Annotated in this window: 27 protein-coding genes and 2 pseudogenes; 17 read left to right on the top strand and 12 right to left on the bottom strand. The window is 72.1% G+C overall.

Annotation, left to right across the window (positions count from 1 at the left end; all coding sequences use genetic code 11):
• The 3 genes from AB0N76_RS33865 to AB0N76_RS33855 all read right to left on the bottom strand — a co-directional run.
• Window positions 1-342: hypothetical protein (locus AB0N76_RS33865; RefSeq protein WP_363563836.1), on the bottom strand; the 342-nt coding region annotated here is incomplete at its 3' end.
• 270 nt (window positions 343-612) lie between these two features.
• Entirely contained in the window at window positions 613-1,743 is a 1,131-nt protein-coding gene (locus AB0N76_RS33860) for an ATP-binding protein (RefSeq protein ID WP_363563834.1), read from the bottom strand.
• 83 nt (window positions 1,744-1,826) lie between these two features.
• Window positions 1,827-2,564: a response regulator transcription factor gene (locus AB0N76_RS33855; RefSeq protein ID WP_327680600.1), complete on the bottom strand. Its 738-nt coding sequence runs from the start codon at window positions 2,562-2,564 to the stop codon at window positions 1,827-1,829.
• 551 nt (window positions 2,565-3,115) lie between these two features.
• Here AB0N76_RS33855 and AB0N76_RS33850 point away from each other — a divergent pair.
• The 4 genes from AB0N76_RS33850 (at window position 3,116) to AB0N76_RS33835 (ending at window position 8,355) form a co-directional block, all read left to right on the top strand.
• Entirely contained in the window at window positions 3,116-3,901 is a 786-nt protein-coding gene (locus AB0N76_RS33850) for a rhomboid-like protein (RefSeq protein ID WP_363563832.1), read from the top strand.
• Window positions 3,902-4,014: 113 nt separating this feature from the next.
• Window positions 4,015-6,459: an endopeptidase La gene (gene lon / locus AB0N76_RS33845; RefSeq protein ID WP_363563830.1), complete on the top strand. Its 2,445-nt coding sequence runs from the start codon at window positions 4,015-4,017 to the stop codon at window positions 6,457-6,459.
• Window positions 6,460-6,575: 116 nt separating this feature from the next.
• Window positions 6,576-7,061 (top strand): GtrA family protein, encoded by a 486-nt coding sequence (locus AB0N76_RS33840; protein WP_363563828.1) that lies wholly within the window; start codon window positions 6,576-6,578, stop codon window positions 7,059-7,061.
• Window positions 7,062-7,140: 79 nt separating this feature from the next.
• A complete protein-coding gene (locus AB0N76_RS33835; RefSeq protein ID WP_363563826.1) occupies window positions 7,141-8,355 on the top strand; it encodes an ROK family transcriptional regulator in 1,215 nt (404 codons plus the stop codon).
• Window positions 8,356-8,388: 33 nt separating this feature from the next.
• Here AB0N76_RS33835 and AB0N76_RS33830 read toward each other — a convergent pair whose 3' ends face one another.
• Window positions 8,389-9,477, bottom strand: coding sequence for an ABC transporter permease (locus tag AB0N76_RS33830; protein ID WP_363563824.1), 1,089 nt, complete (start codon window positions 9,475-9,477; stop codon window positions 8,389-8,391).
• 134 nt (window positions 9,478-9,611) lie between these two features.
• Here AB0N76_RS33830 and AB0N76_RS33825 point away from each other — a divergent pair, with 134 nt between their 5' ends.
• Together AB0N76_RS33825 and AB0N76_RS33820 are read left to right on the top strand one after the other, a co-directional pair.
• Window positions 9,612-10,079, top strand: a complete 468-nt coding sequence (locus AB0N76_RS33825; RefSeq protein ID WP_363563822.1) for a MarR family transcriptional regulator — start codon at window positions 9,612-9,614, stop codon at window positions 10,077-10,079.
• Window positions 10,080-10,104: 25 nt separating this feature from the next.
• Window positions 10,105-11,796 (top strand): MDR family MFS transporter, encoded by a 1,692-nt coding sequence (locus tag AB0N76_RS33820; protein WP_363563820.1) that lies wholly within the window; start codon window positions 10,105-10,107, stop codon window positions 11,794-11,796.
• A gap of 74 nt (window positions 11,797-11,870) precedes the next feature.
• Here the strand turns inward: AB0N76_RS33820 and AB0N76_RS33815 are convergent, their stop codons facing one another.
• Together AB0N76_RS33815 and AB0N76_RS33810 are read right to left on the bottom strand one after the other, a co-directional pair.
• Complete coding sequence (locus tag AB0N76_RS33815) at window positions 11,871-12,125, bottom strand: hypothetical protein (RefSeq protein WP_363563818.1); 255 nt, start codon at window positions 12,123-12,125, stop codon at window positions 11,871-11,873.
• Window positions 12,126-12,151: 26 nt separating this feature from the next.
• The gene (locus AB0N76_RS33810) at window positions 12,152-13,336 is read right to left on the bottom strand and encodes an inorganic phosphate transporter (RefSeq protein WP_363563816.1); all 1,185 of its coding nucleotides are present in this window, start codon (window positions 13,334-13,336) and stop codon (window positions 12,152-12,154) included.
• A gap of 359 nt (window positions 13,337-13,695) precedes the next feature.
• Between AB0N76_RS33810 and AB0N76_RS33805 the strand changes: the two genes are divergently transcribed.
• The 3 genes from AB0N76_RS33805 (at window position 13,696) to AB0N76_RS33795 (ending at window position 16,807) form a co-directional block, all read left to right on the top strand.
• Window positions 13,696-15,402 (top strand): NlpC/P60 family protein, encoded by a 1,707-nt coding sequence (locus AB0N76_RS33805; RefSeq protein WP_363563814.1) that lies wholly within the window; start codon window positions 13,696-13,698, stop codon window positions 15,400-15,402.
• A 486-nt stretch (window positions 15,403-15,888) separates the two neighbouring features.
• On the top strand, window positions 15,889-16,068 hold the full coding sequence (locus AB0N76_RS33800) for a hypothetical protein (RefSeq protein WP_363563812.1): 180 nt from the start codon (window positions 15,889-15,891) through the stop codon (window positions 16,066-16,068).
• A 121-nt stretch (window positions 16,069-16,189) separates the two neighbouring features.
• Window positions 16,190-16,807 carry a TOPRIM nucleotidyl transferase/hydrolase domain-containing protein gene (locus tag AB0N76_RS33795; protein WP_363563810.1) on the top strand — a complete coding sequence of 206 codons (618 nt, stop codon included), beginning with the start codon at window positions 16,190-16,192 and terminating at the stop codon, window positions 16,805-16,807.
• A gap of 38 nt (window positions 16,808-16,845) precedes the next feature.
• Here the strand turns inward: AB0N76_RS33795 and AB0N76_RS33790 are convergent, their stop codons facing one another.
• Genes AB0N76_RS33790 through AB0N76_RS33780 form a run of 3 tightly spaced genes read right to left on the bottom strand, consistent with a single transcriptional unit; the run spans window position 16,846 to window position 17,698 of the window.
• The gene (locus tag AB0N76_RS33790; RefSeq protein ID WP_363563808.1) at window positions 16,846-17,103 is read right to left on the bottom strand and encodes a hypothetical protein; all 258 of its coding nucleotides are present in this window, start codon (window positions 17,101-17,103) and stop codon (window positions 16,846-16,848) included.
• On the bottom strand, window positions 17,100-17,336 hold the full coding sequence (locus tag AB0N76_RS33785; protein WP_363563806.1) for a hypothetical protein: 237 nt from the start codon (window positions 17,334-17,336) through the stop codon (window positions 17,100-17,102). The genes AB0N76_RS33790 and AB0N76_RS33785 overlap by 4 nt, the downstream gene beginning before the upstream one ends.
• Window positions 17,333-17,698 carry an ATP-binding protein gene (locus tag AB0N76_RS33780; protein WP_363563804.1) on the bottom strand — a complete coding sequence of 122 codons (366 nt, stop codon included), beginning with the start codon at window positions 17,696-17,698 and terminating at the stop codon, window positions 17,333-17,335. Before AB0N76_RS33780 ends, AB0N76_RS33785 begins: the two co-directional genes overlap by 4 nt.
• A gap of 300 nt (window positions 17,699-17,998) precedes the next feature.
• On the opposite strand from AB0N76_RS33780, the gene AB0N76_RS33775 reads away from it, so the two are divergent.
• The 4 genes from AB0N76_RS33775 to AB0N76_RS33760 all read left to right on the top strand — a co-directional run bounded on the left by AB0N76_RS33775 (window position 17,999) and on the right by AB0N76_RS33760 (window position 19,642).
• Window positions 17,999-18,862 (top strand): helix-turn-helix transcriptional regulator, encoded by an 864-nt coding sequence (locus AB0N76_RS33775; RefSeq protein ID WP_363563802.1) that lies wholly within the window; start codon window positions 17,999-18,001, stop codon window positions 18,860-18,862.
• Window positions 18,855-19,052 carry a DUF397 domain-containing protein gene (locus tag AB0N76_RS33770; RefSeq protein ID WP_363563800.1) on the top strand — a complete coding sequence of 66 codons (198 nt, stop codon included), beginning with the start codon at window positions 18,855-18,857 and terminating at the stop codon, window positions 19,050-19,052. Before AB0N76_RS33775 ends, AB0N76_RS33770 begins: the two co-directional genes overlap by 8 nt.
• A 104-nt stretch (window positions 19,053-19,156) precedes the next feature.
• Window positions 19,157-19,366 carry a DUF397 domain-containing protein gene (locus AB0N76_RS33765; protein WP_363563798.1) on the top strand — a complete coding sequence of 70 codons (210 nt, stop codon included), beginning with the start codon at window positions 19,157-19,159 and terminating at the stop codon, window positions 19,364-19,366.
• Window positions 19,367-19,441: 75 nt separating this feature from the next.
• Window positions 19,442-19,642: a DUF397 domain-containing protein gene (locus AB0N76_RS33760; protein WP_363563796.1), complete on the top strand. Its 201-nt coding sequence runs from the start codon at window positions 19,442-19,444 to the stop codon at window positions 19,640-19,642.
• A gap of 56 nt (window positions 19,643-19,698) precedes the next feature.
• Here AB0N76_RS33760 and AB0N76_RS33755 read toward each other — a convergent pair whose 3' ends face one another.
• Window positions 19,699-20,133 carry a MarR family transcriptional regulator gene (locus tag AB0N76_RS33755; protein WP_363563838.1) on the bottom strand — a complete coding sequence of 145 codons (435 nt, stop codon included), beginning with the start codon at window positions 20,131-20,133 and terminating at the stop codon, window positions 19,699-19,701.
• Between the two features lie 124 nt (window positions 20,134-20,257).
• Between AB0N76_RS33755 and AB0N76_RS33750 the strand changes: the two genes are divergently transcribed.
• The 3 genes and pseudogenes from AB0N76_RS33750 to AB0N76_RS33740 all read left to right on the top strand — a co-directional run bounded on the left by AB0N76_RS33750 (window position 20,258) and on the right by AB0N76_RS33740 (window position 22,143).
• Complete coding sequence (locus tag AB0N76_RS33750) at window positions 20,258-21,094, top strand: alpha/beta hydrolase (protein WP_363563794.1); 837 nt, start codon at window positions 20,258-20,260, stop codon at window positions 21,092-21,094.
• Between the two features lie 37 nt (window positions 21,095-21,131).
• A pseudogene (locus AB0N76_RS33745) lies at window positions 21,132-21,257 on the top strand (IS5/IS1182 family transposase); the annotation flags it as partial.
• Window positions 21,258-21,519: 262 nt separating this feature from the next.
• Complete coding sequence (locus AB0N76_RS33740; RefSeq protein ID WP_363563792.1) at window positions 21,520-22,143, top strand: hypothetical protein; 624 nt, start codon at window positions 21,520-21,522, stop codon at window positions 22,141-22,143.
• Window positions 22,144-22,203: 60 nt separating this feature from the next.
• Here the strand turns inward: AB0N76_RS33740 and AB0N76_RS33735 are convergent.
• Window positions 22,204-22,329: pseudogene (locus AB0N76_RS33735) on the bottom strand (IS5/IS1182 family transposase); the annotation flags it as partial.
• 180 nt (window positions 22,330-22,509) lie between these two features.
• Between AB0N76_RS33735 and AB0N76_RS33730 the strand changes: the two are divergent.
• Window positions 22,510-23,034 (top strand): DUF6879 family protein, encoded by a 525-nt coding sequence (locus tag AB0N76_RS33730; protein ID WP_363563790.1) that lies wholly within the window; start codon window positions 22,510-22,512, stop codon window positions 23,032-23,034.
• An 81-nt stretch (window positions 23,035-23,115) separates the two neighbouring features.
• Here the strand turns inward: AB0N76_RS33730 and AB0N76_RS33725 are convergent, their stop codons facing one another.
• Window positions 23,116-25,401: an FdhF/YdeP family oxidoreductase gene (locus tag AB0N76_RS33725; RefSeq protein ID WP_363563788.1), complete on the bottom strand. Its 2,286-nt coding sequence runs from the start codon at window positions 25,399-25,401 to the stop codon at window positions 23,116-23,118.
• Between the last annotated feature and the right edge of the window lie 168 nt (window positions 25,402-25,569).

The following is a 25,569-nucleotide window of genomic DNA, read 5'->3' as shown; positions in this document are numbered from 1 at the left end:
CGGTGCGTGAGGTGCGTTCGGTGCGTGAGGTGCGTTCGGTGCGGGTGACGCGGGTGGTGCGCGAGGCGGTGGAGCGGCGGGGGCCTGGGCGGCCGGAACGGCAGCGGCGGGCGCGGGGGCGGCGGCGGGGGCCGGCGTAGCGCCGACCTGGGTCGCGGCCTGGGTCACTGGGGTCACCTCGGTACCGGGCTTGTAGTCGGCGAAAAAGTCCCACCAGGCTCGGTCGACCGAGTTCGGGTCCTGGAGGTACTGCTGGTAGATCTCGTCGACGAGCCACTCGTTGGGGCCGAAGCCAGTGGAGCTTGCCGAGCTGTTGGGGTGTTCAGGGGACTGTGGCGACACGGCGGCAACCGCCCTCTTCCGCTTCCTTTTGGGATGTTTGGACAGCGGGGATTAAGGCTACGCCTCTGACCAGTGATCGCGCAGTCCCCGGGGCTCAGGCGTCGCCCAGATCACAGTCCTGACCTGCGGTTTGGCTGAAAATGTGCGTTAGAAACCCGGATGGGAGGGGAACCGACCGGGTTCGATCAGCCAACAAACCATTCCAAAACGGACAAATCGGAATGGTTGGCCCCGGCACCATCTGTATCGCTTCTGTGACATCCGCAGCGCTCAGCGCGGCGGGCCGGGCAGCCGGACCTCGATCCGGCAGCCGCGTTCCGCCTCCGCGACCTCGATCCGCCCGCCGTGCAGGTCCACCGCCCAGCGGGCGATGGCCAGGCCCAGGCCGGTGCCGCCGTCGGCACCCGATCCGGAGGCGGTGGCGGTGCCGCTGCGGCTGAACCGCTCGAAGACCCGGCTCCGGTCCGCCGGCGGGATGCCCGGTCCCTGGTCCTCGACCTCCAGCAGCAGGGCGCCGGGCCCGTCGCCGGGCCGGGCGCGGACCGTCACGGTGCCGCCGGGCGGGGAGTGCTTGCAGGCGTTGTCGACCAGGTTGGCGACCACCTGGTGGAGCCGTTCCGGGTCGGCGACGCCGGTCAGGCCGACCGGGCTGACCTCCAGCGCGAGCCGGACGTCGCCGCGGCGGGAGAAGGCCCCGCCGGCGGTGGCGCCGTCCACGGTGACCCCGCGCAGCACGCCGTCCAGGAACTCGCGCACCTCGAACGGGCGGGTGTCCAGGTCGACCACGCCGTCGTCGATCTTCGACAGGTCGAGCAGGTGGGTGACCAGCCGGCCGAGCCGTTCGGTCTGCTCCAGCGCGGCACCCAGGGTCGCCGGGTTCGGCTGGACCACACCGTCGACCACGTTCTCCAGCACGGCGCGCAGCGCCGCGATCGGCGTGCGCAGCTCGTGCGAGACGTTGGCGACCAGCTCGCGGCGGTGCCGGTCGGCGGCCCCGAGATCGGCCGCCATCTGGTTGAAGGTCGCGGCCAGCTCGCCGATCTCGTCGCGCGAGTTCACCTCGACCCGGCGGCTGTAGTCGCCGGAGGCCATCGCGCGGGCGGCGGCGGTCATGTCGCGCAGCGGGGCGGTCAGCCCGTGCGCGAGGAACTGCATGAAGAGCAGGGAGGCGATCATCGAGAAGATCATGATGATCCGGATCTGGGTCTCGGACCGGATCGCCACGACCACCATGCCGGTGGCCAGGAAGACCGAGACGATCACCAGGAGGGCGAGTTTGCCCTTGATGGAGCGGACCGGGTCGAGCGGCCGGATGTCGGCCCAGACCCGTTTCGCGGCGCGGGCTGCCAGGGTGGGCGGCCTGCCGTCGATGTCCCCGTTGCGTTGCTGTGGAAAGGTCATTGGTCCCTTTGGTTCCCGCGTGGCGGTGCACGGCGGTTCGGTACACGGGCCCCCCGGCGGCCCGGTGTTCCGAAGGTACGCCGCTACGACAGCGGGGCCTCCAACGCGTATCCGACACCGTGCACGGTGCGGATCCAGCTGGCGCCGATCTTCCGGCGCAGCGCCTTGACGTGGCTGTCGACGGTGCGGGTGCCGGACGCGTCGGTCCAGTCCCACACCTCGGCCAGCAGCTGCTCACGGGTGAGCACCGCCCGCGGCTGGGCGGCCAGGCAGGCGAGCAGGTCGAACTCGGTCGGCGTCAGGTGGACGTCGCCCGAGGCCAGCCGGACCCGGCGCTGCACGTGGTCGATCTCCAGCTCGCCGAAGCGCAGCGAGCCCAGCGCGGGCGTGCGGGCCGCCTGCTGGGCGCGCTCGACGCGGCGCAGCAGCACGTTGACCCGGGCGGCCAGTTCGCGCATGGAGAAGGGCTTGGTCATGTAGTCGTCGGCGCCGACGCCGAGGCCGACCAGCAGGTCCGTCTCGTCGTCCCGCGCGGTGAGCATCAGGACCGGAACCGGGCGCTGGGCCTGGATCCGGCGGCACACCTCCAGCCCGTCGAAGCCGGGCAGCATGATGTCGAGGACGACGAGGTCCGGCTGCCAGGTGTGGAAGCCGTCGACGGCGCCCGGGCCGTCGTGGGCCACGGCGACCTTGAAGCCCTCCGCGCCCAGCCGGGCCGCGATCGACTCGGCGATCGTGGGCTCGTCCTCCACCACCAGCACTCTGCGCTGGCTGCTCACCGTGCCGCCATTGTTCTGGTTGTCCTGCTGAATTTCTGTCACGGTCACGCCACCGCCCCCAGGGCTGCGGGCCGGCCACCTGTGGGGATGGCGAAGGCTCCGCTCGTAGTCTTGTTCCGTCGTGGACTGTGCCGGGTCCGCCGTCCCGTCGTGCGCGCGGCCTCGGAAAGCGGGTGTCGACCCGCTCACCTCTTCCGTGCACTTCGCAGCGTACGGACAGCGGGTGATTCCCGGCAGGTGGACCGGACATTTCCGGCCCGTGCTCCGGCTTTCCGGGCCGGTTGTCGGGCCCACTGGGAAGTGGGCACGGGCCGATACCTTACCCGGCGATTTTTCACTCCGTAACGGTACGTATGCAGATGAGTTGACGCCAAGTCGCCGGTCAGGGGCGCTACTCGCGCGTAATGGGAGAGATGGTCTGGACCAATTCCGAGGGTCGGCGGTCCGGAATCCTCACGGCGTTCTCCCAGCTGGCTCCCAGGGTCCGGACGTAACGTGGCCACGACAAGTCACCGGCGTGGGATTTCCGGCGCGCGCCGGTACGTTGGCAGCGGACGGGGGTCGACGGCTGCGGGCGGTGGAGCGGAGGCGGCATGACGGAGCGGCAGGTGTACGCCGGGCGCGGCGGGCCGCCGTACGGGATGCTCCGGCTCGGCCTGCGGACCGGCCTGGCCGGCTGGGTGCTGGCCCGGGTGCCCACGCCGCGCCGCAATCCCTTCGCGCTCGGCTACCTCGCCGTGGTCGGCGCCACCACCACCTTCGCCGGGCTCGCCGATCCCGAGCTGGTGCTCCGCCTCCAGGAGGCCTCCAGCTCCGACGGCCACAACCTGCTGCAGCACCCGCTGCGCGCGCTGCTGCTCAGCGGCTTCTGGGTGGCCGGCCCGGTCTGGATGCCCTACCTGTGGGCCTTCGCGTTCACCGTCGCCCCGCTGGAGCGCCGGGTCGGGGCCGCCCGGGCGGCGCTGGTCTTCGCGGCCGGGCACGCCACCGCCACCCTGCTCTCCCAGGGCGTGGTGATCGTCGCGGTGGAGACCGGGCGGCTGGAGCCGGCCGCGATGGACTACCTGGACATCGGGGTCAGCTACGGCGTGCTGGCCAGCCTCGGCGCGCTGGCCGGGCTGCTCCGCCCGCGCGGGCGGCTGCTCGCGCTCGGGCTGGCCGCGGCGCTGATCGCCGACCAGATCGCCACCGACCGGGACCTGGTCACCGCCGTCGGCCACCCGGTCGCGCTGCTGGTCGGGGTGGCGCTCTGGCGCCGGCTGCGCCGCTGGGACGGCCACCGGCCGGGCCGCGGTCGGGTCGAGGCGGCGGTCGAGGTGGCCGTCGAGCTCCCCGAGGCCGCTCCGGTGCCCGCCGTCCTGCGTTCCGGCCGTTTTTGACGGACCCCTCCACGCCCCACCCTGTTCGCTCACGGCGAACAAGGGCCGGGGAACATCCGGCGCTCCGGAAGCCTTAGTCAGGTCGACTCAAGTTCACTGACCGGGGAGAGATCATGGCATCGACGTCCACACCGCTCACCCTGCCCGTGCTGCCGCTCGACGACGAGGTCGTGCTCCCGGGCATGGTCGTCCCGCTGGACCTGAAGGACACCGAGGTCCGCGCCGCCGTCGAGGCCGCGCGCGCCGCGGCCACCGGGGCCGGCAAGCCCCAGGTCCTGCTGGTCCCGCGGGTGGACGGCTCGTACGCGGCGGTCGGCACCCTCGCCACCGTCGAACAGGTCGGCCGGCTGGCCGACGGCCCCAACTCGATCGGGCAGCCGGCCGCGCTGGTCCGCGCGGTGCGCCGGGTCCGGATCGGCGTCGGGACCACCGGGCCCGGCGCCGCGCTCTGGGTCGAGACCACGCCGTTCCGGGAGTCCTCGGTCGGCACCCCGGTGGCCGGCCGCGCCGCCGAGCTGGTCAAGGAGTACAAGAACCTCTCCACCCAGTGGCTGCGCAAGCGCGGCGCCTGGCAGGTCGTCGACCGGGTGGCCGCCATCGAGGGCGTCGGCGAGCTCGCCGACAACATCGGCTACGCGCCCTTCGCCACCGCCGAGCAGAAGCTCAAGGTGCTGCTGGAGGCCGACCAGGTCGCCCGACTGGAGTACGCGCTCAACCTGCTCCGCGACCACCTCGCCGAGGAGGAGGTCAACGACACCATCCGCAAGGACGTCGAGGAGGGCGTCGCCAAGCAGCAGAAGGAGTTCCTGCTCCGCCGTCAGCTGGAGGCCGTCCGCAAGGAGCTGGCCGAGCTGAACGGCGACCCGGCCGACGAGGAGGGCGACTACCGCGCCCGGGTCGAGGCCGCCGACCTGCCGGGGAAGGTCCGCGAGGCCGCCCTCAAGGAGGTCGACAAGCTGGAGCGGGCCAGCGACCAGTCGCCCGAGGGCTCCTGGATCCGCACCTGGCTGGACACCGTCCTGGAGCTGCCCTGGAACACCCGCACCGAGGACGCCTACGACATCGCCGGCGCCCGCGCCGTGCTGGACGCCGACCACGCCGGCCTGGCCGACGTGAAGGACCGGATCGTCGAGTACCTCGCCGTCCGCAAGCGCCGGGCCGAGCGGGGGCTCGGGCCGGTCGGCGGGCAGCAGGACGGGCGGCAGGCGGGCGGCGGTCGCCGGGCGGGCGGTGCGGTGCTGGCCCTGGTCGGCCCGCCCGGCGTCGGCAAGACCTCGCTCGGCGAGTCGGTGGCCCGCGCCATGGGCCGCGAGTTCGTCCGGGTCGCGCTCGGCGGCGTCCGCGACGAGGCGGAGATCCGCGGCCACCGGCGCACCTACGTCGGCGCGCTGCCCGGCCGGATCGTCCGCGCGATCAAGGAGGCCGGCTCGATGAACCCGGTCGTCCTGCTCGACGAGATCGACAAGGTCGGCGCCGACTACCGGGGCGACCCGTCCGCCGCCCTGCTGGAGGTGCTCGACCCGGCGCAGAACCACACCTTCCGCGACCACTACCTGGAGGTCGAGCTGGACCTCTCCGACGTGGTCTTCCTCGCCACCGCCAACGTGCTGGAGGCCATCCCCGAGCCGCTGCTCGACCGGATGGAGCTGGTCCGGCTCGACGGCTACACCGAGGACGAGAAGGTCGTCATCGCCCGCGACCACCTGCTCCCGCGCCAGCTGGAGAAGGCCGGCCTGCGGCCGGACGAAGCGGCGATCGACGAGCCGGCGCTGCGCAGGCTCGCCGGCGAGTACACCCGCGAGGCCGGCGTCCGCACCCTCGAACGCTCGATCGCCCGGGTGCTGCGCAAGATCGCCGCGCAGAGCGAGCTGGGCGAGCGGGAGCTGCCCGCCGCGATCGGCGCCGACGACCTGCGCGCCCTGATCGGCCGGCCGCACCACGTCCCCGAGGCCGCCCAGGAACCGGCCGAGCGGCGCACCGCCGTCCCCGGCGTGGCCACCGGCCTGGCGGTCACCGGGGCCGGCGGCGACGTCCTCTACATCGAGGCCTCGCTCGCCGACGCCGAGACCGGCGGCACCGGGCTCACCCTGACCGGCCAGCTGGGCGACGTCATGAAGGAGTCCGCGCACATCGCGCTCTCCTACCTGCGCTCGCGCGGCGCCGAGCTGGAGCTGCCGGTCACCTCGCTGCGCGACCGCGGCGTGCACCTGCACGTCCCGGCCGGGGCCGTCCCCAAGGACGGGCCGAGCGCCGGCATCACCATGACCACGGCGCTGGCCTCGCTGCTCTCCGGCCGCAAGGTGCGCACCGACGTGGCGATGACCGGCGAGGTGTCGCTGACCGGGCGGGTGCTGCCGATCGGCGGGGTGAAGCAGAAGCTGCTCGCCGCCGACCGGGCCGGGGTCGGCACGGTGATCATCCCCAAGCGGAACGAGGCCGACCTGGACGACGTCCCGGCCGAGGTGCTGGAGCGGCTGACCGTCCACCCGGTCTCGGACGTCCGGGAGGTGCTCAAGCTGGCCCTGGAGCCGGCCGAGCTGCTGGTCGCCGCCGCCTGACCGGAGGCGGGTACGAGGGGCTCCCCGCCCGGCCGTTTCGCCGGGCGGGGAGCCCCTCGCGCGTGCCGGGCCCCGCCCGGAGGCGGGCGGGCGGGGCCCGGTGCCAGACTGCGAGGATGCCGTCCCTCACACAGCGCCTCCTGGCCCGGGTGCCGGCCCGGCTGCGCCCGGCGCTGGTCCGGCACCGGCGGCTGGTGAAGTTCCTGCTGGTCGGCAACGGCTGCTTCGCGCTGACCCTGCTGATCAACTACGGGCTGCGGCTCACCGTGCTGGACGGTAAGCCGGTGCTGGCGCTCACCTTCGCGACGGTGGCCGGGACCGCCGTCTCCTACGTGCTCAACCGCCGGTGGTCCTTCCGGGCCACCGGGCGCCAGCGCGAGGCGCTGCTGTTCCTGCTGGTGAGCGCCGTCGCGATCGGCGTCAACGACCTGCCGCTGATCGCCTCCCGCTACCTGCTGAACCTGCGCGAGCCCTGGGTCAGCCCGTTCACCCAGGAGCTGGCGGACTTCCTCAGCGGCATGGTGCTGGGCACCTTCGTGGCGATGCTGTTCCGGTTCTGGGCCATGCAGCGCTGGGTCTTCACCCGGGTGGAGCAGCCCTGAGCGGCGGCTCGGCGGGCGGGGGCCCGAAGGCAGGCCCTAGGCTCGCAGGGTCAGCGGAAGCCGGAGCGGGGTGAGGGCGATGCACGAGACGGACGGCCTCCGGCCCGGGCCCGCCAGCCAGCAGGGCATGCGCCGGGCCAACCTGGCGCTGGTGCTCGGCGTCATCGCGCGCTCCCCGCGCTCGCGCGCCGAGGTGGCCGCCGAGACCGGACTGACCAGGGCCGCCGTCTCCTCGCTGGCCGAGGAGCTGATCGCCGCCGGACTGGTCGTCGAGGAGGGCCCGGCCGCGCCCAGCGGCAAGGTCGGCCGCCCCGGCACCGCGCTCGGCCTCAACCCGGACGGCCCCGGCGGCCTCGGCGCCGAGATCGGGGTGGAGCACCTGGGCGCCTGCGTGGTCGACCTGCGCGGCGAGGTCCGGGCCTGGCGCCGTCAGGAGATCCGCAACCGGGGCCGCCGGCCCGCCGCCGTCATGGCCGACCTGGCGGAACTGCTCCGCCGGGCCGCCGCCGAGGCCGGACTGCGCCCGGCCGGGCTGACCCTGGCGGTGCCCGGACTGGTCGGCACCGACGGCACGGTGCTCCAGCGGGCCGCCAACCTGGGCTGGCAGGAGGTGCCGGTCGGCAGCGAACTGCGGCTCGCGCTGCGCGTGGCCGGCGCGGGCGAGCTGGCCGAGCTGCCGCTGCGCACCGACAACGAGGCCAACCTCGGCGGGCTCGCCGAGCTCTGGCTGGGCGGCGGCCCGGACCACTTCCTGCACGTCTCCGCCGAGGCCGGGGTGGGCTCGGCGATCGTGGTCGGCGGCCGGCTGCTGCGCGGCGCGCGCGGCTACGCGGGCGAACTGGGCCACGTCCCGGTGCGCCCGGACGGGCCGCGCTGCGCCTGCGGGGCGCGCGGCTGCCTGGAGCAGTACGCGGGGGAGGCGGCGGTGCTGCGCGCGGCCGGCCTGGAGGGCATCCGGGGCGACTGGGTGGCGCTGCTGGCCGAGCGGGCCGGGGCCGGGGACGAGGAGGTGCGGTCCGCGCTGGCCGGGGCCGGGGCCGCGCTGGGCATCGCCGCGTCCGGGGCGGTCAACCTGCTGGACCCGGCCGAGGTGGTGCTGGGCGGCGGCTACGCCCAGCTGGCGCCCTGGCTGCTGCCGGCGATGCGGGCCGAGCTGGCCGCCCGGGTGACCGTGCGCCCCTGGTCGGACGAGCGGCTGACGGTCTCCCGGCTGGGCCGCCGCGGCCCCCTGCTGGGCGCCGCGGTCGGCGTGGTCCGGTCGGTGCTGGCCGATCCGGGCCGGTTGGAGGGGTGAGCCGGGGGCGTCCCCGGCCCACCCTCCCCGGGACTACTCCTGGACCAGTTCGCGCTTGACGTGCGAGGGCCGGCCGAGCACCGCGGCGAACGCGACGCCGACGCCGACCAGGGCCCAGACCAGCAGCACCAGCAGCGGCTGGGTCAGGCGGGAGCCGTCGAAGTAGGCGATCGAGCGGGCCGCGTCGGTACCGGCCCCGTTCGGGAACCAGGCACCGATCGCCCGCCAGAACGGCGGCATCATCGGCGGCGGGAAGACCCCGCCCGCGCTCGGGTTGCCGAGCACCACGAAGATCAGCACGGCGACGCCGATGCCGATCACGTCGAACAGGCACTGCAGCGCCATGGTGAACGCGCCGACCGAGAAGACCACCAGCGCGCCGACCGCGGACATCGCCCAGAACGAGCCGGGCAGCGCGTCCAGCACCGACTTGACGATGATCGAACCGCCGACGCCGGCCGCGAGCGAGTAGAGCGCGAGGGTGCCGAGCCGGATCAGCAGCCGGTGCAGGTTGGCCGGCTTGGCCCCGGCGCTGACGCCGAGGATCGAGGCGACCAGGTAGCCGCCGACGCACCAGCCGATCACCAGGTAGAAGGAGGAGAGCCCGTTGGCGTCGCCCTTGGCGAGCGGCACGACGTCCTCGACCTTGACGGTGCGGCCCTGGGTCTTCTCCAGGCCGGTGACGATCGCCTCGGCGGCCCGGGCGGCGGACGGCCCGCGCGCGTTGGCGACCAGCAGCACGTCCTCGGTCGCGGTGGGGTTCACCACCAGCGCGGCGTAGATCTTCTGGTCCTTGAGCTGCTGGGTGGCGGTCTCCGCGTCCGGCGCGGTGACGGCCTTCACGGCCTCGTTCGGGACCGACTCCAGGCCCTGGACCAGCTTGGGGGCGACCTGCGGCGGGGCGACCACCGCGATCGACAGCTCGTGCGGGGTCGGGTGGTGCAGCGCGCCCACGTACGAGGTGACGAAGCCGAGCTGGAGCAGCAGCACGCCGATCACCAGCAGGGCGGCGCGCGGGGTGACCGCGTTCTTCAGTTCGGCGGCGAGGCCCTTCCTCGGTGCCTGGTCGGGTGCCTGCTCGGGCGCCGCGGCCGGCCCTGCTCCCTGCCCTGGGGCGGTCATCCACATCTCCTTGCGTATCGGGGGAAACCGGATACTTAATAGCATGAACTAGTTTCGCGGAGGTTTCTCCCGCGCCGACGGAGCCTCCTCCGGCGCCGAACCGGGGCCCCGGTGTGCTGCGGGATACTGGCGCGGTGAGTGCGGAGAACGAGGGCGAGGAGCCCCTGCGGGCGGTGGAACGCGAGGTCGGGGTGCTGTTCCGGCGCGGCCGGGCCCGGGTGGCGGAGCTGTCCCGGCGGGTCCACCCGCAGCTGGAGGGCATGGCGTACAGCCTGCTGGGCTACGTCGAGCAGGCCGGGCCGGTGCGGGTGACCGACGTCGGGCTGCACTTCGCGGTCGGCAAGGCGACGATCAGCCGGCAGATCCGGGCGCTGGAGGAGCTGGGCCTGCTGGCCCGCGAGGTGGACCCGCTGGACCGCCGGTCGGCGCTGGTCTCGCTCACCGAGGACGGCCGGCGGCGGTTCCTGGTGGCGCAGGAGGCCCGGCTGGGCCGGGTCCGGGAGCTGATGGCCGACTGGCCGCAGGAGGACGTGCTCCGCTTCGCCGAGCTGCTGCACCGCTTCAACGACGTGGTGGGGGAGGCGTCCGCGCCGGGCGCCTGACGGGTGCCTGACGGGCGCCTGGCGAGTGCCTGGCGAGTGCCTGGCGAGTGTGCGCGAGGGCCCGGGCCGGGATCGGTCCGGGCTTTACTTGTTCTTGACGAATGTTGCCCAAGTCAACCATCTCGGCCTATGGTTGCTTCAGGCAACTATTCGAAGGATCTCGATGACCGTCACCGCACCTGCCTCGACCGGAGCCGCCACCGACGCCGACGCCGACCGCCCGATGACGCACCGGCAGGTGATGGAGGCGCTCTCCGGCCTGCTGCTCGGCCTCTTCGTCGCCGTGCTCTCGTCGACCGTCGTCTCCAACGCCCTGCCGCGGATCCTCACCGACCTGCACGGCGGCCAGTCCGCCTACACCTGGGTGATCACCGCCACCCTGCTCACCCTGACCGCCTCGACCCCGATCTGGGGCAAGCTCTCCGACCTCGCCAGCAAGAAGCTGCTGCTGCAGATCGCGCTGGTGATCTACATCGCCTCCTCCGCGCTGGCCGGCCTCTCCCAGAACACCGGCCAGCTGATCGCCTGCCGCGCCCTCCAGGGCATCGGCGCCGGCGGCGTCACCGCGCTCGCCCAGATCTGCCTGGCCGCGATGGTCCCGCCGCGCGAGCGCGGCCGCTACAGCGGCTACTTCGGCGCCGTCTTCGCCCTCGCCACCATCGGCGGCCCGCTGATCGGCGGCGTCATCGTCGACACCTCCTGGCTCGGCTGGCGCTGGTGCTTCTACGTCGGCATCCCGTTCGCGCTGGCCGCGATCCTGGTGCTGCAGCGCACCCTCAAGCTGCCGGTGGTCAGGCGGCCGGTGCGGATCGACTACCTCGGCGCGCTGCTGATCACCGGCGCGGTCAGCCTGCTGATGATCTGGATCACCCTGGCCGGCAAGAACTACGCCTGGCTCTCCTGGCAGACCGCGGCGATGGTCGGCGGCGGCCTGCTGCTCGGCGCGCTCGCCGTCGTGGTCGAGCACCGCGCCGCCGAGCCGATCATCCCGCCGCACCTGTTCCGGCACCGCACCGTCACGCTGGCCGCCGTGGCCAGCGTCCTGGTCGGCATCGGGATGTACGGCGCGACCACCTTCCTCAGCCAGTACTTCCAGCTGGCCCGGGAGAAGTCCCCGACCGTGGCCGGCCTGATGACCCTGCCGATGATCCTCGGCCTGGCCCTCTCCTCCACCGTCGCGGGCAAGCTGATCACCAAGTACGGCAAGTGGAAGGGCTTCCTGGTGGCGGGCACCCTGCTGCTCGCCGTCGGCTTCGGCCTGCTCGGCACCGCCCGCGCCGACACCTCCTACGGCCTGCTCGCGGTCTACATGGCGGTCACCGGGATCGGCCTCGGCCTGACCATGCAGAACCTCGTCCTCGCCGTCCAGAACACCGTGCCGCGCGCCGAGCTCGGCGCCGCCAGCTCGGTGGTCACCTTCTTCCGCACCATGGGCGGCGCGATGGGCGTCTCCGCGCTCGGCGCGCTGATGGCGAACCGGGTCGGCCACTACCTGACCGAGAACCTGGCCGCCGCGCATGTCCCGGCGGTCGGCGGCGCGGTCGGCGGCGGCATCCCGGACCTGCACAAGCTGCCCGCGCCGCTGGTGCCGCTGGTCACCGACGCCTTCGGGCACGGGGTCGGGGTGGTGTTCCTGGTCGCCGCGCCGTTCGCGCTGCTGGCCTTCGTCACGGTGCTGTTCATCCGCGAGACGGAGCTGCGCACCGGCCAGGACTGAGTCCCGTCCGGGCGTACGACGACGGAGGGCCGGGAGTGGATCACCACTCCCGGCCCTCCGTTCGGTACCGGGGACTACCGGCCCGCGATCAGCGACAGTCCGTAGAGCACGGCCGCGCCGCAGACCGCGAAGCAGGCGTACGCGCCGGCCAGGGCCAGCGTGCCGCCGGACACCGGGGCGTCCGGGCCGGCCGCCTCACGGCGCGCGGTGAGCGTCGCCTCGCGGCGGGAGAGGGCCAGGATGCCCAGGGCGAAGACGACGACCACGGCGACGGTGACGCCGAAGCTGACACCGGCGGTCTGGGCCAGGGCGTTCCACTTGATGTGCATGGGTGTTGCTCCTCAGTCGGCGGCGGTCAGGCCGCGACCGTGGTCGAGGCGGGGGTCGGGGTGGTGGGCGTGCCGGCCGGGCCGACCTCGACCGGGGTGACGTCGGCGTCGACGTCGTTGACGTTGTCCGCGCCGACCGGCTGACGGCGCGAGATGATCCACATCGCGCCCGAGCCGGCCACCAGGACGGCACCGACCAGGATGACGCCCCAGGTGCCCTGCTCGGCCAGGAAGGCCGCCAGGCCGCCGACCGTGGCGGCGGCGGGCAGGGTCAGGCCCCAGGTGTAGACCATGCGGCGGACCAGGCTCCAGCGCAGCTCGCCCTTCGGGCCGCCGAGGCCGGCGCCCATGATGCCGCCGGAGCAGACCTGGGTGGTGGAGAGGCCGAAGCCCATGTGCGAGGAGGTCAGGATGACCGTCGCCGCCGCCGACTCGGAGGCGAAGCCCTGGCGCGGGGTGATGTCCGCGAGGCCCTTGCCCATCGAGCGGATGATCCGCCAGCCGCCCATGTAGGTGCCGATCGCGATCGCGGCGCCGGCCGAGACGATGACCCAGGTGGGGGGCAGTGCGCCCTTCGGCAGGGCGCCGACCGAGACCAGGGTCAGGGTGATGATGCCCATCGTCTTCTGGGCGTCGTTGGTGCCGTGCGCCAGCGAGATCAGCGAGGAGGAGAAGACCTGGCCGGTCTTGAAGCCCTTGCTGACGGTCTTGCCGTCGCTCTTGCGGGTGATCGCGAAGGCCAGCTTGGTGGCGCCCCACGCGGCCAGGCCGGCCACCAGCGGGGAGGCGACGGCCGGGATGAGGATCTTGCTGACGACGGTGTCGAAGTTGACGCCGTTGACACCGACGCCGACCACGGTGGCGCCGATCAGGCCGCCGTAGAGCGCGTGCGAGGAGCTCGACGGGAGACCGCGCAGCCAGGTCAGCAGGTTCCAGAGGATGGCACCGACCAGTGCGGCGAAGATGATCTCCGGATGGATACCGGCCTTCTCGTTGACGATGCCGCCGGAGATGGTGGTGGCGACCTTCACGGAGAGGAAGGCGCCCGCGAAGTTCAGGACGGCCGCGATGGTGACCGCGACCTTCGGCCGGAGGGCTCCCGTCGCGATGGAGGTGGCCATCGCGTTGGCGGTGTCGTGGAACCCGTTGGTGAAGTCGAAGGCGAGCGCCGTGATGATCACAACGGCCACCAGGAACGAGATGTGTTCCATACCCAAACAATCGTCGTAGTTGTCGCACTGACGTTGGTGTCGTGCGCGACGGTAGGGACGCTGGATGAACGGAAGGTGAACTGGCGTCGGAATCGTGGTTCGGGGGATGTCGGAGGGGTTGCCGGGAGCTTGCCGACAGGTGGCGTCCACCGTGCTGAGCTGGACATTAGTGGAGAAGCATCCTGCTTCGTCCGATTTGTTGAGACCTGCCTCACAGCCGCGCCGCAGGCCGGGGCCGGGTCGAGCCGAAGAATTCATCGAGCCGTACGGGTGCGGTCTGTTTCCCGCGAGTAACCCATGGCAGGATTCCCGGAGATCCGGGGACCCCGGAGCGCGGGCGGACGGGGAGGACCGGACTCATGGTCGGGGCGGCACAGCGTACGAAGCAGGCGGACACGTGGAGGCCGACGGCCGGACGACCCGCCTGGGTGCGGGCCGCGCTGCGCTGCGGCGCCGTCCTGGCGGCCGCCGCCCTCGCCCTGCCGCTGGGCGGCCAGGCGGCCTGGGCCGAGCCGGCGCCGGCCCCCGGCGCCACCGCCCCCGGCGCGCCCGTCGCCGACCCCACGGCCGGTGACCCGCTCGCCGCCGCCAAGGCCACCCTCGGCCCGCTGCTCGACCAGCTGCACACGCTCTACCAGGGTGCCGAGGCCGCCACCGAGCAGTACAACGCGGCCGTCGCCAAGGTCGCCGAACAGCAGGCCACGGCCGCCGACCTCAAGTCCCGGCTGGAGCGCCAGCAGAAGCAGGTCGACGCCGGCACCGACATCGCCGCCCAGCTCGCCGCCGCCCAGTACCGCAACGGCGCCGCCTCCGCCTACGCCGAGCTGCTGCTCTCCAAGGACCCGTACGAGGCGGTCACCATCGCCGAGCTGCTCGCCACCGCCAGCCGCTCGCAGTCCGAGTTCCTCAACAAGCTGACCGCCGACCGCGACGCGCTCACCGGGCTGAAGAAGCAGACCGAGGAGGCGCTCGCCACCTCGCAGACCCTGGTCACCCAGCAGGAGACCGCCAAGGCCAAGGTCGCCACCGACCTCGCCTCCGTCGAGCAGCTGGTCTCCTCGCTCACCGGCGCCCAGCGCGCGGAGCTGGAGAAGGTCGAGAAGGCCAAGGCCGACGAGGCCCAGCTCGCCTTCCTCGCCTCCGGCGTCCTCGGCCAGGGCGAGCGCACCCCGTCGCTGGCCGGCCGCGCCGCCGTCGCCTACGCGCTGGCCCAGCTGGGCAAGCCGTACGTCTGGGGCGGCGCCGGTCCGGACGTCTTCGACTGCTCCGGGCTCACCTCCCAGGCCTGGCTGCACGCCGGCAAGCCGATCCCGCGCACCAGCCAGGAGCAGTGGGCCCAGCTCCAGCACGTCCCGCTGAACCAGCTGCGGCCCGGCGACCTGATCATCTACTTCGAGGGCGCCACCCACGTCGCGATGTACATCGGCGGCGGGCTGGTCGTCCACGCGCCGCGGCCGGGCTCGTACGTCAAGGTCGGGCCGATCGGGGCCAACCCGATCCTCGGCGCGGTCCGCCCGGACCCGAGCGGGGCGGCCGACGAGGCCGGCGGCAGCTGGAAGGTCCCGGACCTGCCGGCCGGGTGGGACGCGGTCACGCCGATCGCGCCGAGCCCGCTCAACCTGCCGCCGATCCCGCCGGGCACGCCGGTGCCGCCGCCGGTCGTCCCGGTGACCCCGGGCACCCCGGCGCCGGGGACGCCGACCCCGGGCACCCCCGAGCCGTCCGCCACCGGCACCACCCCGACGGGCACGCCCGAGCCGTCCGCCACGGGCACCCCGACGGGGACGCCCACGGGCACGCCCACCGGAACTCCGACGGGCACCCCGACCGGCACGCCGACCTCGACCCCGACGGGTACGCCCACGGGCACCCCGACCGGCACGCCCACCGGCACCCCGACGGGTACGCCGACCGGCACGCCCGAGGCCACCGCCATGCCCACGCCCACCGGCACCCCGACGGGCACCCCCACCGGCACCGGCGCACCCAGTGCCTCCAACTCCGCCACTGCCTCGGGCACTGCCTCGGCCACCACCACCGGCACCATCCCGCCCACCCAGAACTGACCCACCCCGAAGCCGCCCGGGCTGCGCCCTGGGCGGCTTCGGGCTGTGCTGCAAGCGATGCCCGCGTTCGGGTGGAGCACCGAGCCGGGCTTCGGTACGTCCACACCGGAGTAGGAAGTCGGCGGATCCGACTTCCTACTCCGCGCAGCCAGGGCGGGACGAAGCGGCTGCGCCTCGCCGCTGCGCCTTGCCCTGCTGCAAGCGATGCCCGCGTTCGGGTGGAGCACCGAGCCGGGCTTCCGTACGTCCGCACCGGAGTAGGAAGTCGGCGGATCCGACTTCCTACTCCGCGCGGCCAGAGCGGGACGGAGCAGACGGGTGGCCCTCGCTCGGATCGAGCGAGGGCCACCCGGATCATGCGGAGCCGGCCGGTGGCATCGAGGTGGTGCTCGGCCCGGGGTGCCGTAGACGGGATGTCTACGCGCGAGCGGTCCACTGTGGGCACTGACCCCTTTCGAGGCATCGGAGGACATCGTGCTCAAGCGGATGGCAATCGTCGTGGCGGCGATCGGGCTGGGGGTGCTCGGCGGCGGCCTGGCACTCGCGAACGCGGCAGCGGACGGCGGCGCCCGGTCGGCGCCGGCCTACCCGACGGCGCCCGTCGCCGCTCCCGAGTCCCCCGGCACGCCGGAGGGATGCAGCGGATCGCCCGCCTCCTGCTTCTAGCCGCGGGGAAGCGGAGTGGGAAGTCGGCGAGTCCGACTTCCCACTCCGCGGCCGTCCCCGGGGCGTGGTCCGGGCGGAAAATCCCTGCCACCGGCGCCCGGGCGGGCGCAGAATCGGCGGCATGACGGACATGGGAGCGTTCCGGGACGCGGTCGCCGACTGGGCGGCGGGCGGTTCCGGCGGGCCGGCGGGCGAGTTGGCCGGGCAGTTGAGGGTGCGGACCGCGGTGCTGCTGGAAGGGCCGAGCGACCTCGCGGCCGTCGAGGCGCTGGCCGCGCGCCGCGGCCGGGACCTGCCCGCCGAGGGGGTGTGCGTCATCCCGATGGGCGGCGCGATGAACGTCGGCCGCTACGCCGGTCTGCTCGGGCCGCCGGGGCTGGGCCTGCGCCTCGCCGGGCTGTGCGACGAGGGCGAACAGGGCTACTACGACCGGGGGCTCGAACGGGCCCGCGCGCCGCGCGAGGGGGTCTTCGTCTGCGCGACGGACCTGGAGGACGAGCTCATCCGCGCGCTGGGTGTCGAACGGGTCGAGGAAGTCGTCCGAGCTGAGGGCGACCTCCCGGCCTGGCGGATCTTCGGTCGCCAGCCCGCCCAGCAGGACCGGTCCCCGGAGCAGCGGATGCGGCGGTTCCTCGGCACCAAGAAGGGCCGCAAGATCCGCTACGGCCGCGTCCTGGTCGAGGCCCTCGACCTCGACCGGGTGCCCGCGCCGCTCCACGATCTGCTCGCCCATGTGTGACGTAGGAAGTCGGCGGGGCCGACTTCCTACTCCGCGACTCAGCGGGCTACGCGGTGGCGGCCGTGCGGTTTCCGGTTGTCGGGGTTGGTTTCGGGGCTGAAGTGACCGGCCTGGCGGGCGATCCAGGTGTACTCGGTGGTGCCGTCGGGGAGTTGGCGCAGTTCCCAGCGTCCGTGGCGGGTGATCGACGGAGGCGGCGGGCCGACCTTGAGGGCGGTGATCACACCGGTGACGACGGTGGCGATGGCGAGGGTGAGGAGGACGGCGAAGGCGGTGCCGATGAGGAAGTTGGTCATCGGCGGGCGGTTTCGCGGAGGAGGGTGAGGAGGTTGAGGAGGGTGGCGACGGAGGCGTGGCCGAAGTCGATGAGGAGGCGGCCTTCGATGGTGTGGCCGTTGACGGCGGCGGAGCCCCACTGGATGCCGAACTGGCGGCCGATTTCGTGGAGTTCGCGGAGGAGGGCGGTGACCTCGGGTTCCGTGTAGGTGCGGAGGATGTGGTCGTGGGGGGTGATGGGGTTGTGGTTCACGCGGTGGTGTCCAGTTCGAACCAGGTGGCCTTGCCGTTCTTGTTGGCGTCGGCGCCGAAGCGGTGGGTGAGGGCGCGGACGAGGTGGAGGCCGCGCCCGGAGACCTCGTAGGGGTCGGCGGGGGTGCGGGGCTCGGGGAGGGTGGGGCTGTCGTCGCAGACCGAGACCCGGAGGGTGTGATGCTGGAGGACGAGGATGACGCGGGGGGCCTGGCAGCCGGCGTGGCGCCAGGCGTTGAAGTAGAGCTCGTGGAGGGCGAGTTCGGCGTCGGCGATGGTCTCCGGGCACCAGGAGAAGGTGCGGAGGAGGGCGCGCAGCTCGCTACGGGCGGCGGACCAGTCGGGCGGGTTGAGGGCACGCATGGCAGACCTCCATGGGGAGGGAGGGGGAGGGGGAGCGTTCAGCGGATCGCCACCGTGAGCCAGGCCAGGACGGGACTGGTTGCTCTGCGGTGCAAAAGGGCAGCAGGCGCCTACCGCCCAAGGGAACAAGCGTTACTGACGATCCATCGGATCGCTGTGACATCGACCATACGGCATAGGAGTATCCAAATTTCCATATCCGTAGGATCTTCCCTCTATGGTGGTAACCGCTCGGCTTTGATGGACCAGCGCGTCACTCGCGCGGCAGACTGAGAGCTGCTCTCTGCCCGGAAGGAAGCCATGCCGCCACGTCACAGTCCGACACTGCGTCAGCGCCGACTCGGCGCTGAGCTGCGGAGGATGCGGGAGCAGGCCGGATATGGCGGCAGTCAGCTCGGTCGCATCGTTGGGATGAGTCCCGCCCAGGTGACGCAGATGGAGTCAGGGAGAATCGGCATCAGTGCGGAGCGCCTTCGCACCGTTGCCGCGGCCTGCATGTGCACCAATCAACCCCTCATCGACGCCCTTGCTCGCGGTATCGCAGAGCGTGGCCGCGGGTGGTGGGAGGACTACCAGGAGACTGTTGCGGCAGACCTGATCGATCTGGCCGAGATCGAAGGCCGCGCGGAGAGGCTGTCCACGTACACGATCACGTTCATGCCCGGCCTGCTGCAGACCAGTGCCTACGCCGACTCGGTATTCGCTCGCGCGATTCCCCCGTTGCCTCACCATGAGGTCAATGTCCGCATGGGCTTTCGGATGCGGCGCCAGCGAGTCGTTCGATCCGGCGCAGTGCCCTACTCGGCATTCATCCACGAGGCCGCGCTACGGATGCAGTTCAGCGGCCCCGAGATCCTCGCCGAGCAGCTCGGTGCTCTCCGCCAGGACTCCGAGAGCTCGAACGTGTCAGTGCGTGTGGTCCCGTTCGACGTCGAGTCGCTGCCTGGTCCCAGCGAGAACTTCACCTTCGCAGAGGGCCTTGTGCCTGAGCTGGACACCGTCCAGATCGACATGAGCCACGGCTGCCTGCTCTTCGACTCGCCGGCGCAGCTCGCAAGCTACCGGGAGATCCTTGCCCAGATGGAGAGGGTCGCCCTCTCCGAAGACGAATCGCGAGCCTTCATCCGGTCGATTCAGAAGGAAATGGAAGCCAAACATGGGTAGCTCCGCGTGGCGGAAGGCCAGCCACTCCGGTGCGAACAACGCCTGTATCGAGATACGCGCGATCGAAAGCCTGGTCGAGCTCCGAGAGTCTGACGATGCTGGTGTCATACTCCGCACCACCCCAACGGCCTTCACCGCTCTCCTTCGCGCCATCAAGGCTGGCGAGCTAGACGAAACCGGCGGCGCATAGCGAAGTGTCCAGATGGCCCGCCGCATGGTCCGATTCGAGGGGGTGGGCCATCAGGCGCACCTACAGCTATAGCTCCAGTGGCTCCGGCATGTGGAAGGAAGCGCATGGCAGGCGTGTTCGATCCCAGGTGGCAGAAGGCCAGTTGCTCAGGCTCGAGTAACGCCTGCGTCGAGATGCGCACCGTGAATGGGCTGGTTGAGCTCCGCGAATCCGATGACCCTTACGTCATAGTCCAAGCTGCCCCGGCCGCCTTCGCCGGCCTCCTTGGCGTCATCAAGGTCGGTGGGCTCGATCACGTCGGCGCCACCGCGTAGCGAATCCGGTCCCGCTTGCGTGCAGCAAGGGGCCACCGAAACACTTCGCTGCTCGAAACGAAGGGTGTGACGGACGTGCTCAACCCCAAGTGGCAGAAGTCCAGCTTCTCCGGCGCCCATGACACGTGTGTGGAGATCTGTCGGCGGGACGGGTTGATCGACCTGCGTGAGTCCGATGAGGGCGACATGGCCTTCCCCGCTACCCGTGCTGCGTTCACCTCCCTCCTCCGTGCCATCAAGGCCGGCGAGTTCGATGCCTTTGGTGGCGGCGTGTAGCGAAGCGTTCCGGTGGCCCCTTGCTCCCGCAAGGGGCCACCGGTGTGTGGTCGGGGCTAGCAGGGCGGCTCGGCGTTCGCGTCGACGTCGTCGAAGAGTTCCAGCATGCGGCCCAGTACCCGGACGCAGGTGGCGACGTCCGCATCAGTCAGGTCGCCGGCGGCCTGGCGCAGCAGGGCGTGCTCGCGGGTGGTCACGGCGGTGATGGCCGCGTGGCCGGCGTCGGTCAGGCGGATCAGTGACGAACGCTGGTGCGCGGGGTTCGGGATGCTCTCGACGAGTCCTCCCGCGGCGGCGTCGTTGACCATCCGCTGGACGAACTGGCGGCTCAGCGACTGCGCCCGGCCCATCTGCGGCACGGTCATCGGGCCGTTCTCGCGCAGCAGGTCCAGCACGGCGCGCACGCCCACGGACACGCCCTGGGCGGCGTCCAGCTCGATCCGGCGCTGCACGCGGCGGTAGAGCGGGCCGACGAGCGCGAAGACTTCCATGAGGCGTCCCGGCAGCTCGTCGGGGGAGAGGGGCTCGGAGGCTGGTTCGGTCACGGGACCACTGTCTCACAACACATGACAACCGGGTTGCCATTCTCCCTCCACTTATGACACCTTGGTTGTCATGAATGAGATCGCGTTCGAGACCTTCCAGTCCGCCGACGGCCTGCTCGCCTACCGCGACGAGGGGCCCCGTGACGGCGAGGCGCTGGTGCTCCTGCACAGCGTCTACGCGGACAGCACTCAGTTCGACAACCTGATCCCGGGCCTCACCGCCCTCGGCTACCGGGTCATCGCCCCCGACGCCCGCGGCCACGGCCGCTCCGCCAACGCGAGCAAGCCGTTCCGGCCGGCCGACGACCTCGCGGACCTGCTGCGGCACCTGGGGGTGCGGCAGGCCGCGCTCGTGGGCGTCTCGATGGGCGGGATGACCGGCATCGACACGGTCGTCGAGCACCCCGGGCTGGTCCGCGCCCTGGTCGTCAGCGGCCGCGGCCTGGGAGAGCCGGACCTGACCGACGCCTGGTCCACCGCCGTCGCCGAGCGGCAGGGTGCGGCGCTCGCCGGCGGCGACCTCGCCGGTTACCTCGACGGTTTCGTGCAGTGGATCGCGGGGCCGGAGCGCGGCATGGACGAGGTCGATCCGGCGCTCGTGGCCCACGTGCGCGAGATGGCCCTGCGCACCCTGATGAAGCACACCCCGGACGAGCCGGACCACCGCGTTCCGGTCCAGGACCTGGCCGCCCGGGCCAAGGACATCACCGTCCCCGTCCTGTCCATCGACGGCGCCCTCGACGTGCCCGCTCTCCTCGACACCGTCACCGCCCTGATGGAGGCCGTCCCCAACGGCCGCAGCACGCGGCTGGACGGCGTCGCCCACTACCCGACGATGGAGCAGCCGGAGCAGTTCACCCGGATCCTGGTGGACTTCCTGCGCGAGCTCGACGCCCAGGCCCGCTAAGGCGTGTCTCTTTGATGCGTTGAGCAGTTGATCGGATGTGTCTGTCCGGTTGGTGATCAGTGAGGCGATGTGGGGCCGGATCGAGCCGTTGATGCCGGCCGATCCGGTCCGTGGGCAGCGGTGGGCGGACCACCGCCGCACGTTGGAGGCGATCGCCTACCAGGCCGCGCTCCACCTCGCAGCCATCCTCATCTGGGCACGCAGGTGACCAAAGAGACAGGCCTTAGACGGCGCGGGTTCGGGCCGGCGCTGCGGTGCGTGGTCGTGGGCTGCTGATGACGGCTGTCGCCGCTGGGCCTGCCGTGGTGGTCGAGTCGCGGAGTCGTCGATCCTCGTTCGGGTGACCACGGGGTGTGAAGAAGGGTGCGCCGCATAAGAGTGGACGCGGGGGTGGTCCACGTGAGCGGGAAGATCGGAGTTCCGTTATGACGATGCGCAGGTCCATGCTCCTTGCCGGTGCCGGCGCCCTGGCCATCACCGCGCTGGTGGCCCGGGTGGCCCTCGCCGAGGCGCCGGTCAGCCTGACGATTGCGCGAGGCAGGGGCGACTGCAGCTTCGACTGGGTGAAAGAGGGCGTCACCTTCACTCCCGCCACACCCGGGAGGGCACCTCGCACCTTCGAGGTGTCGGACGTCAAGGGCACAGTCACCGTCGATCTGACGGCTCCCGATCCCATCTCCTTCGCGCGGTCGGCCACGGTCGAGGGGTCGTTCAAGGGCGGCTTCACGCTCAAGGACGCCGCTGGGCACTTCGTCGAGATCTCCGAGGGCAAGGGCAGCGCCCCCGTGGGCAAGGGCGAGTTCCTGGTGAAGACCTCCGCCGACATCGAGGGCACCCGGATGCCCGTCTACACCCTCAGGGACGCGTCCGACGCCCTCGACCCCAGCATCGTCTCCGTGGTCCCGCCCAAGGTGAAGGTGAACGTCCTCCCCATCGAGACGGTCCTGACCTACGAGTTCGCGCAGACCCTGAACCGCGCCTTCGGCCCCGGGAGCGCCACCGCCGCTGAACCGTTCGGGATTTGCAGCGGGAAGATCACCACCGTCTAAGGCCTGTCTCTTTGGTCATCTGCGTGCCCAGATGAGGATGGCTGCGAGGTGGAGCGCGGCCTGGTAGGCGATCGCCTCCAACGTGCGGCGGTGGTCCGCCCACCGCCGCCCACGGACCGGATCGGCCGGCATCAACGGCTCGATCCGGCCCCACATCGCATCACTGATCACCAACCGGACAGACACATCCGATCAACTGCTCAACGCATCAAAGAGGCACGCCTTAGCCGAGTGGCGCATAGCGAATCGTTCCGGCGGCCCCTTGCTCCCGCAAGGGGCCGCCGGTGTGCGCCCGCGCGCCCTTGATGCCTCACCTGCCGCACAGGATTGTGAGTGCTGAAACTGCTTGCTTGAGGAAGGCGTGCGATGGCGCAGAGCATCCCGGACTTTTCCGCTCTGCTGAAGGGGGCGCGGCGGACGGCCGTCCATCTGGAGATGCGTGACATCTACGGAGTGGCCGATGAGGCTGAGGAGTTCGAGGAGTTCAAGCGTTCCGGCACGGTCGACCTGGACCCCGATTCGGAGGGCTGGAGCGGTTGGGTGCCCCTGGTGCGGGAGACGGTCGCGCGTGGTGTGGTGATGCGCCGCGCCCGGATCGTGTCCGAGCCGGTCACCGACTACATCCGGTGGGAGCACGCCCTGACCCCGGTGAACATCGCTGCCGGCGAGCAGGTGCGCTGGCTGCCCCGCCGACTTGCCTCCGACCTCGCGCTGCCGGGCAATGATCTCTGGCTCATCGACGACCGCCTCGTCCTCTTCCACTGGTTCACCGGCGACGGGAACTGGTCCGGCCACGAGTACAGCGAGGATCCGGCCACGGTAAAGCTGGTTTCCACCGCCTTCGAGGCGGTGTGGCAGCGCGCCATTCCGCACGCCTGCTACGCGGTCTGATCCTCCGGGCCGGCCGCCTGACAGACACGCCCTCGCACAGGAAGTCGGATCCGCCGACTTCCTGTGCACGCGGGGGGTGGGTCAGGCGGTCGGGGCGGTGTCGGGTTCGAAGCGGATGACGATGGCCTTGGAGGTGGGGGTGTTGCTGATGTCGGCGGTGGAGTCCAGGGGGACCAGGACGTTGGTCTCGGGGTAGTAGGCGGCCGCGCCGCCGCGGGCGACGGGGTAGTGGACGACGCGGAAGTGCGGGGCGCGGCGTTCGGTGCCGTCGGTCCACTCGCTGACCAGGTCGACGTACTGGCCGTCGGAGAGGCCGAAGGCGTCCGCGTCCGACGGGTTGACCAGGACGACGCGGCGGCCGCCGAGGATGCCGCGGTAGCGGTCGTCGAGGCCGTAGATGGTGGTGTTGTACTGGTCGTGCGAGCGGAGGGTCTGGAGGAGCAGGCGGCCCTCCGGGACCTCCGGGGCGGTGAGCGGGTTGACCGTGAAGTTGGCCTTGCCGGTCGCGGTGGGGAAGGTCCGGGAGTCGCGCGGGCCGTGCGGGAGGGTGAAGCCGCCGGGGCGGCGGACCTTGTCGTTGAAGTCCGCGAAGCCCGGGACGACGCGGGCGATCCGGTCGCGCAGGGTGTCGTAGTCGGCGGCGAAGTCCTCCCACGGCACGGTGTCCTGCGGGCCGAGGACGGTGCGGGCGAGCCGGCAGACGATCGCGACCTCGGAGAGCAGGCCGGGGGCCGGCGGGCGCAGGCCGCCGCGCGAGGAGTGCACCTGGCCCATCGAGTCCTCGACGCTGACGAACTGGGCGCCGCGCGCGGTGACGTCCCGGTCGGTGCGGCCGAGGGTGGGCAGGATCAGCGCCCGGGCGCCGGTGATCACGTGCGAGCGGTTGAGCTTGGTGGAGACGTGCACGGTGAGCCGGCAGCGGCGCATCGCCGCCTCGGTGACCTCGGTGTCGGGGGTCGCGGCGACGAAGTTGCCGCCCATCGCGAAGAAGACGCCGACCCGGCCGTCGCGCATCGCCCGGATGGTGTCGACGGAGTCCAGGCCGTGCTCGCGCGGGGGCTCGAAGGAGAACTCCTTGCCGAGCGCGTCCAGGAAGGCGGTGGAGGGCCGTTCGAAGATGCCCATCGTCCGGTCGCCCTGGACGTTGCTGTGCCCGCGCACCGGGCAGACGCCGGCGCCGGGGCGGCCGACGTTGCCGCGCAGCAGCAGGAAGTTGACCACCTCGCGGATGGTCGGCACGGCGTGCTTGTGCTGGGTCAGGCCCATCGCCCAGCAGACGATGACCTTCTTCGACGCGAGGACGAGTCGGGCCAGCTCCTCGATCTGGGACCAGGGCAGGCCGGTGGCGGCCAGCACCTCCTCGCGGGAGGTGGCGGCGGCCTCGGCGGCGAACTCCTCGAAGCCGTGGCAGTGTTCGGCGACGAACGCGTGGTCGACGGCGTCCTTGTCGAGGATCAGCTGGTTCAGCGCGCGGAAGAGCGCGAGGTCCCCGCCGAGCCGGATCTGCAGGAAGAGGTCGGTGAGCTTGGTGCCGTGGCCGACCAGGCCGCGCGCCTGCTGCGGGTTCTTGAACCGCTCCAGGCCGGCCTCCGGCAGCGGGTTGACGCTGACGATCGTGGCGCCGGCCCGCTTGGCCCGCTCCAGGGCGGAGAGCATCCGGGGGTGGTTGGTGCCGGGGTTCTGGCCGGCCACGATGATCAGGTCGGCCTGGTAGAGGTCCTGGAGGCTGACGCTGCCCTTGCCGACGCCGAGCGTCTCGGTGAGCGCCGAGCCGGAGGACTCGTGGCACATATTGGAGCAGTCCGGCAGGTTGTTGGTGCCCAGCCGGCGGGCGAACAGCTGGTAGGCGAACGCGGCCTCGTTGCTGGTCCGGCCGGAGGTGTAGAACGCGGCGCCGTCCGGGGTGTCCAGGGCGCGCAGCTCCTCGGCGATCAGCGCGAAGGCGTCGTCCCAGGAGACCGGCGTGTAGTGGGTGGCGCCCTCCTCCAGCAGCATCGGCTGGGTGAGCCGGCCCTGCTGGCCGAGCCAGTAGCCGGAGCGCTCGGCCAGTTCGGCGACCGGGTGGGCGGCGAAGAACTCGGCGCGGATCCGGCGCTCGGTGGCCTCCTCGGCGACGGCCTTGGCGCCGTTCTCGCAGAACTCGGCGGTGTGCGTCTTGCCGGGCTCGGGCCAGGCGCAGCCGGGGCAGTCGAAGCCGTCGGGCTGGTTGACCTTGAGCAGGGTGGCGGCGGTGCGGCGCAGGCCCATCTGCTCGGTGGCCATCCGCAGGCTGTGGCCGACGGCGGACAGCCCGGCGGCCGCGTGCTGGGGCGCGGACACCTGGGGGGCGTCCTGCGCCGGGTCGCTCTGCGGGGCCTGCTTGGCCATGACTGCGCTCCTCGGTTCGTCGGCCCGCAGCGCCGTCGCGGGGGCCTGGCCCCATCCTCGCACCCGGGGGGTGGCGGACGGCAGGGGTGGCGGGGTGGCGGACGGTGGGGGGACGAAGGGGGGCGCGTGGGAGGGAGGGGTGGGAGGGGGAGCGGGAGGGCGGAGCGG

The organism is Kitasatospora sp. NPDC093806 (assembly GCF_040683335.1).
GTDB lineage: Bacteria > Actinomycetota > Actinomycetes > Streptomycetales > Streptomycetaceae > Kitasatospora.
This window is presented reverse-complemented; position numbering and strand designations above follow the sequence as displayed.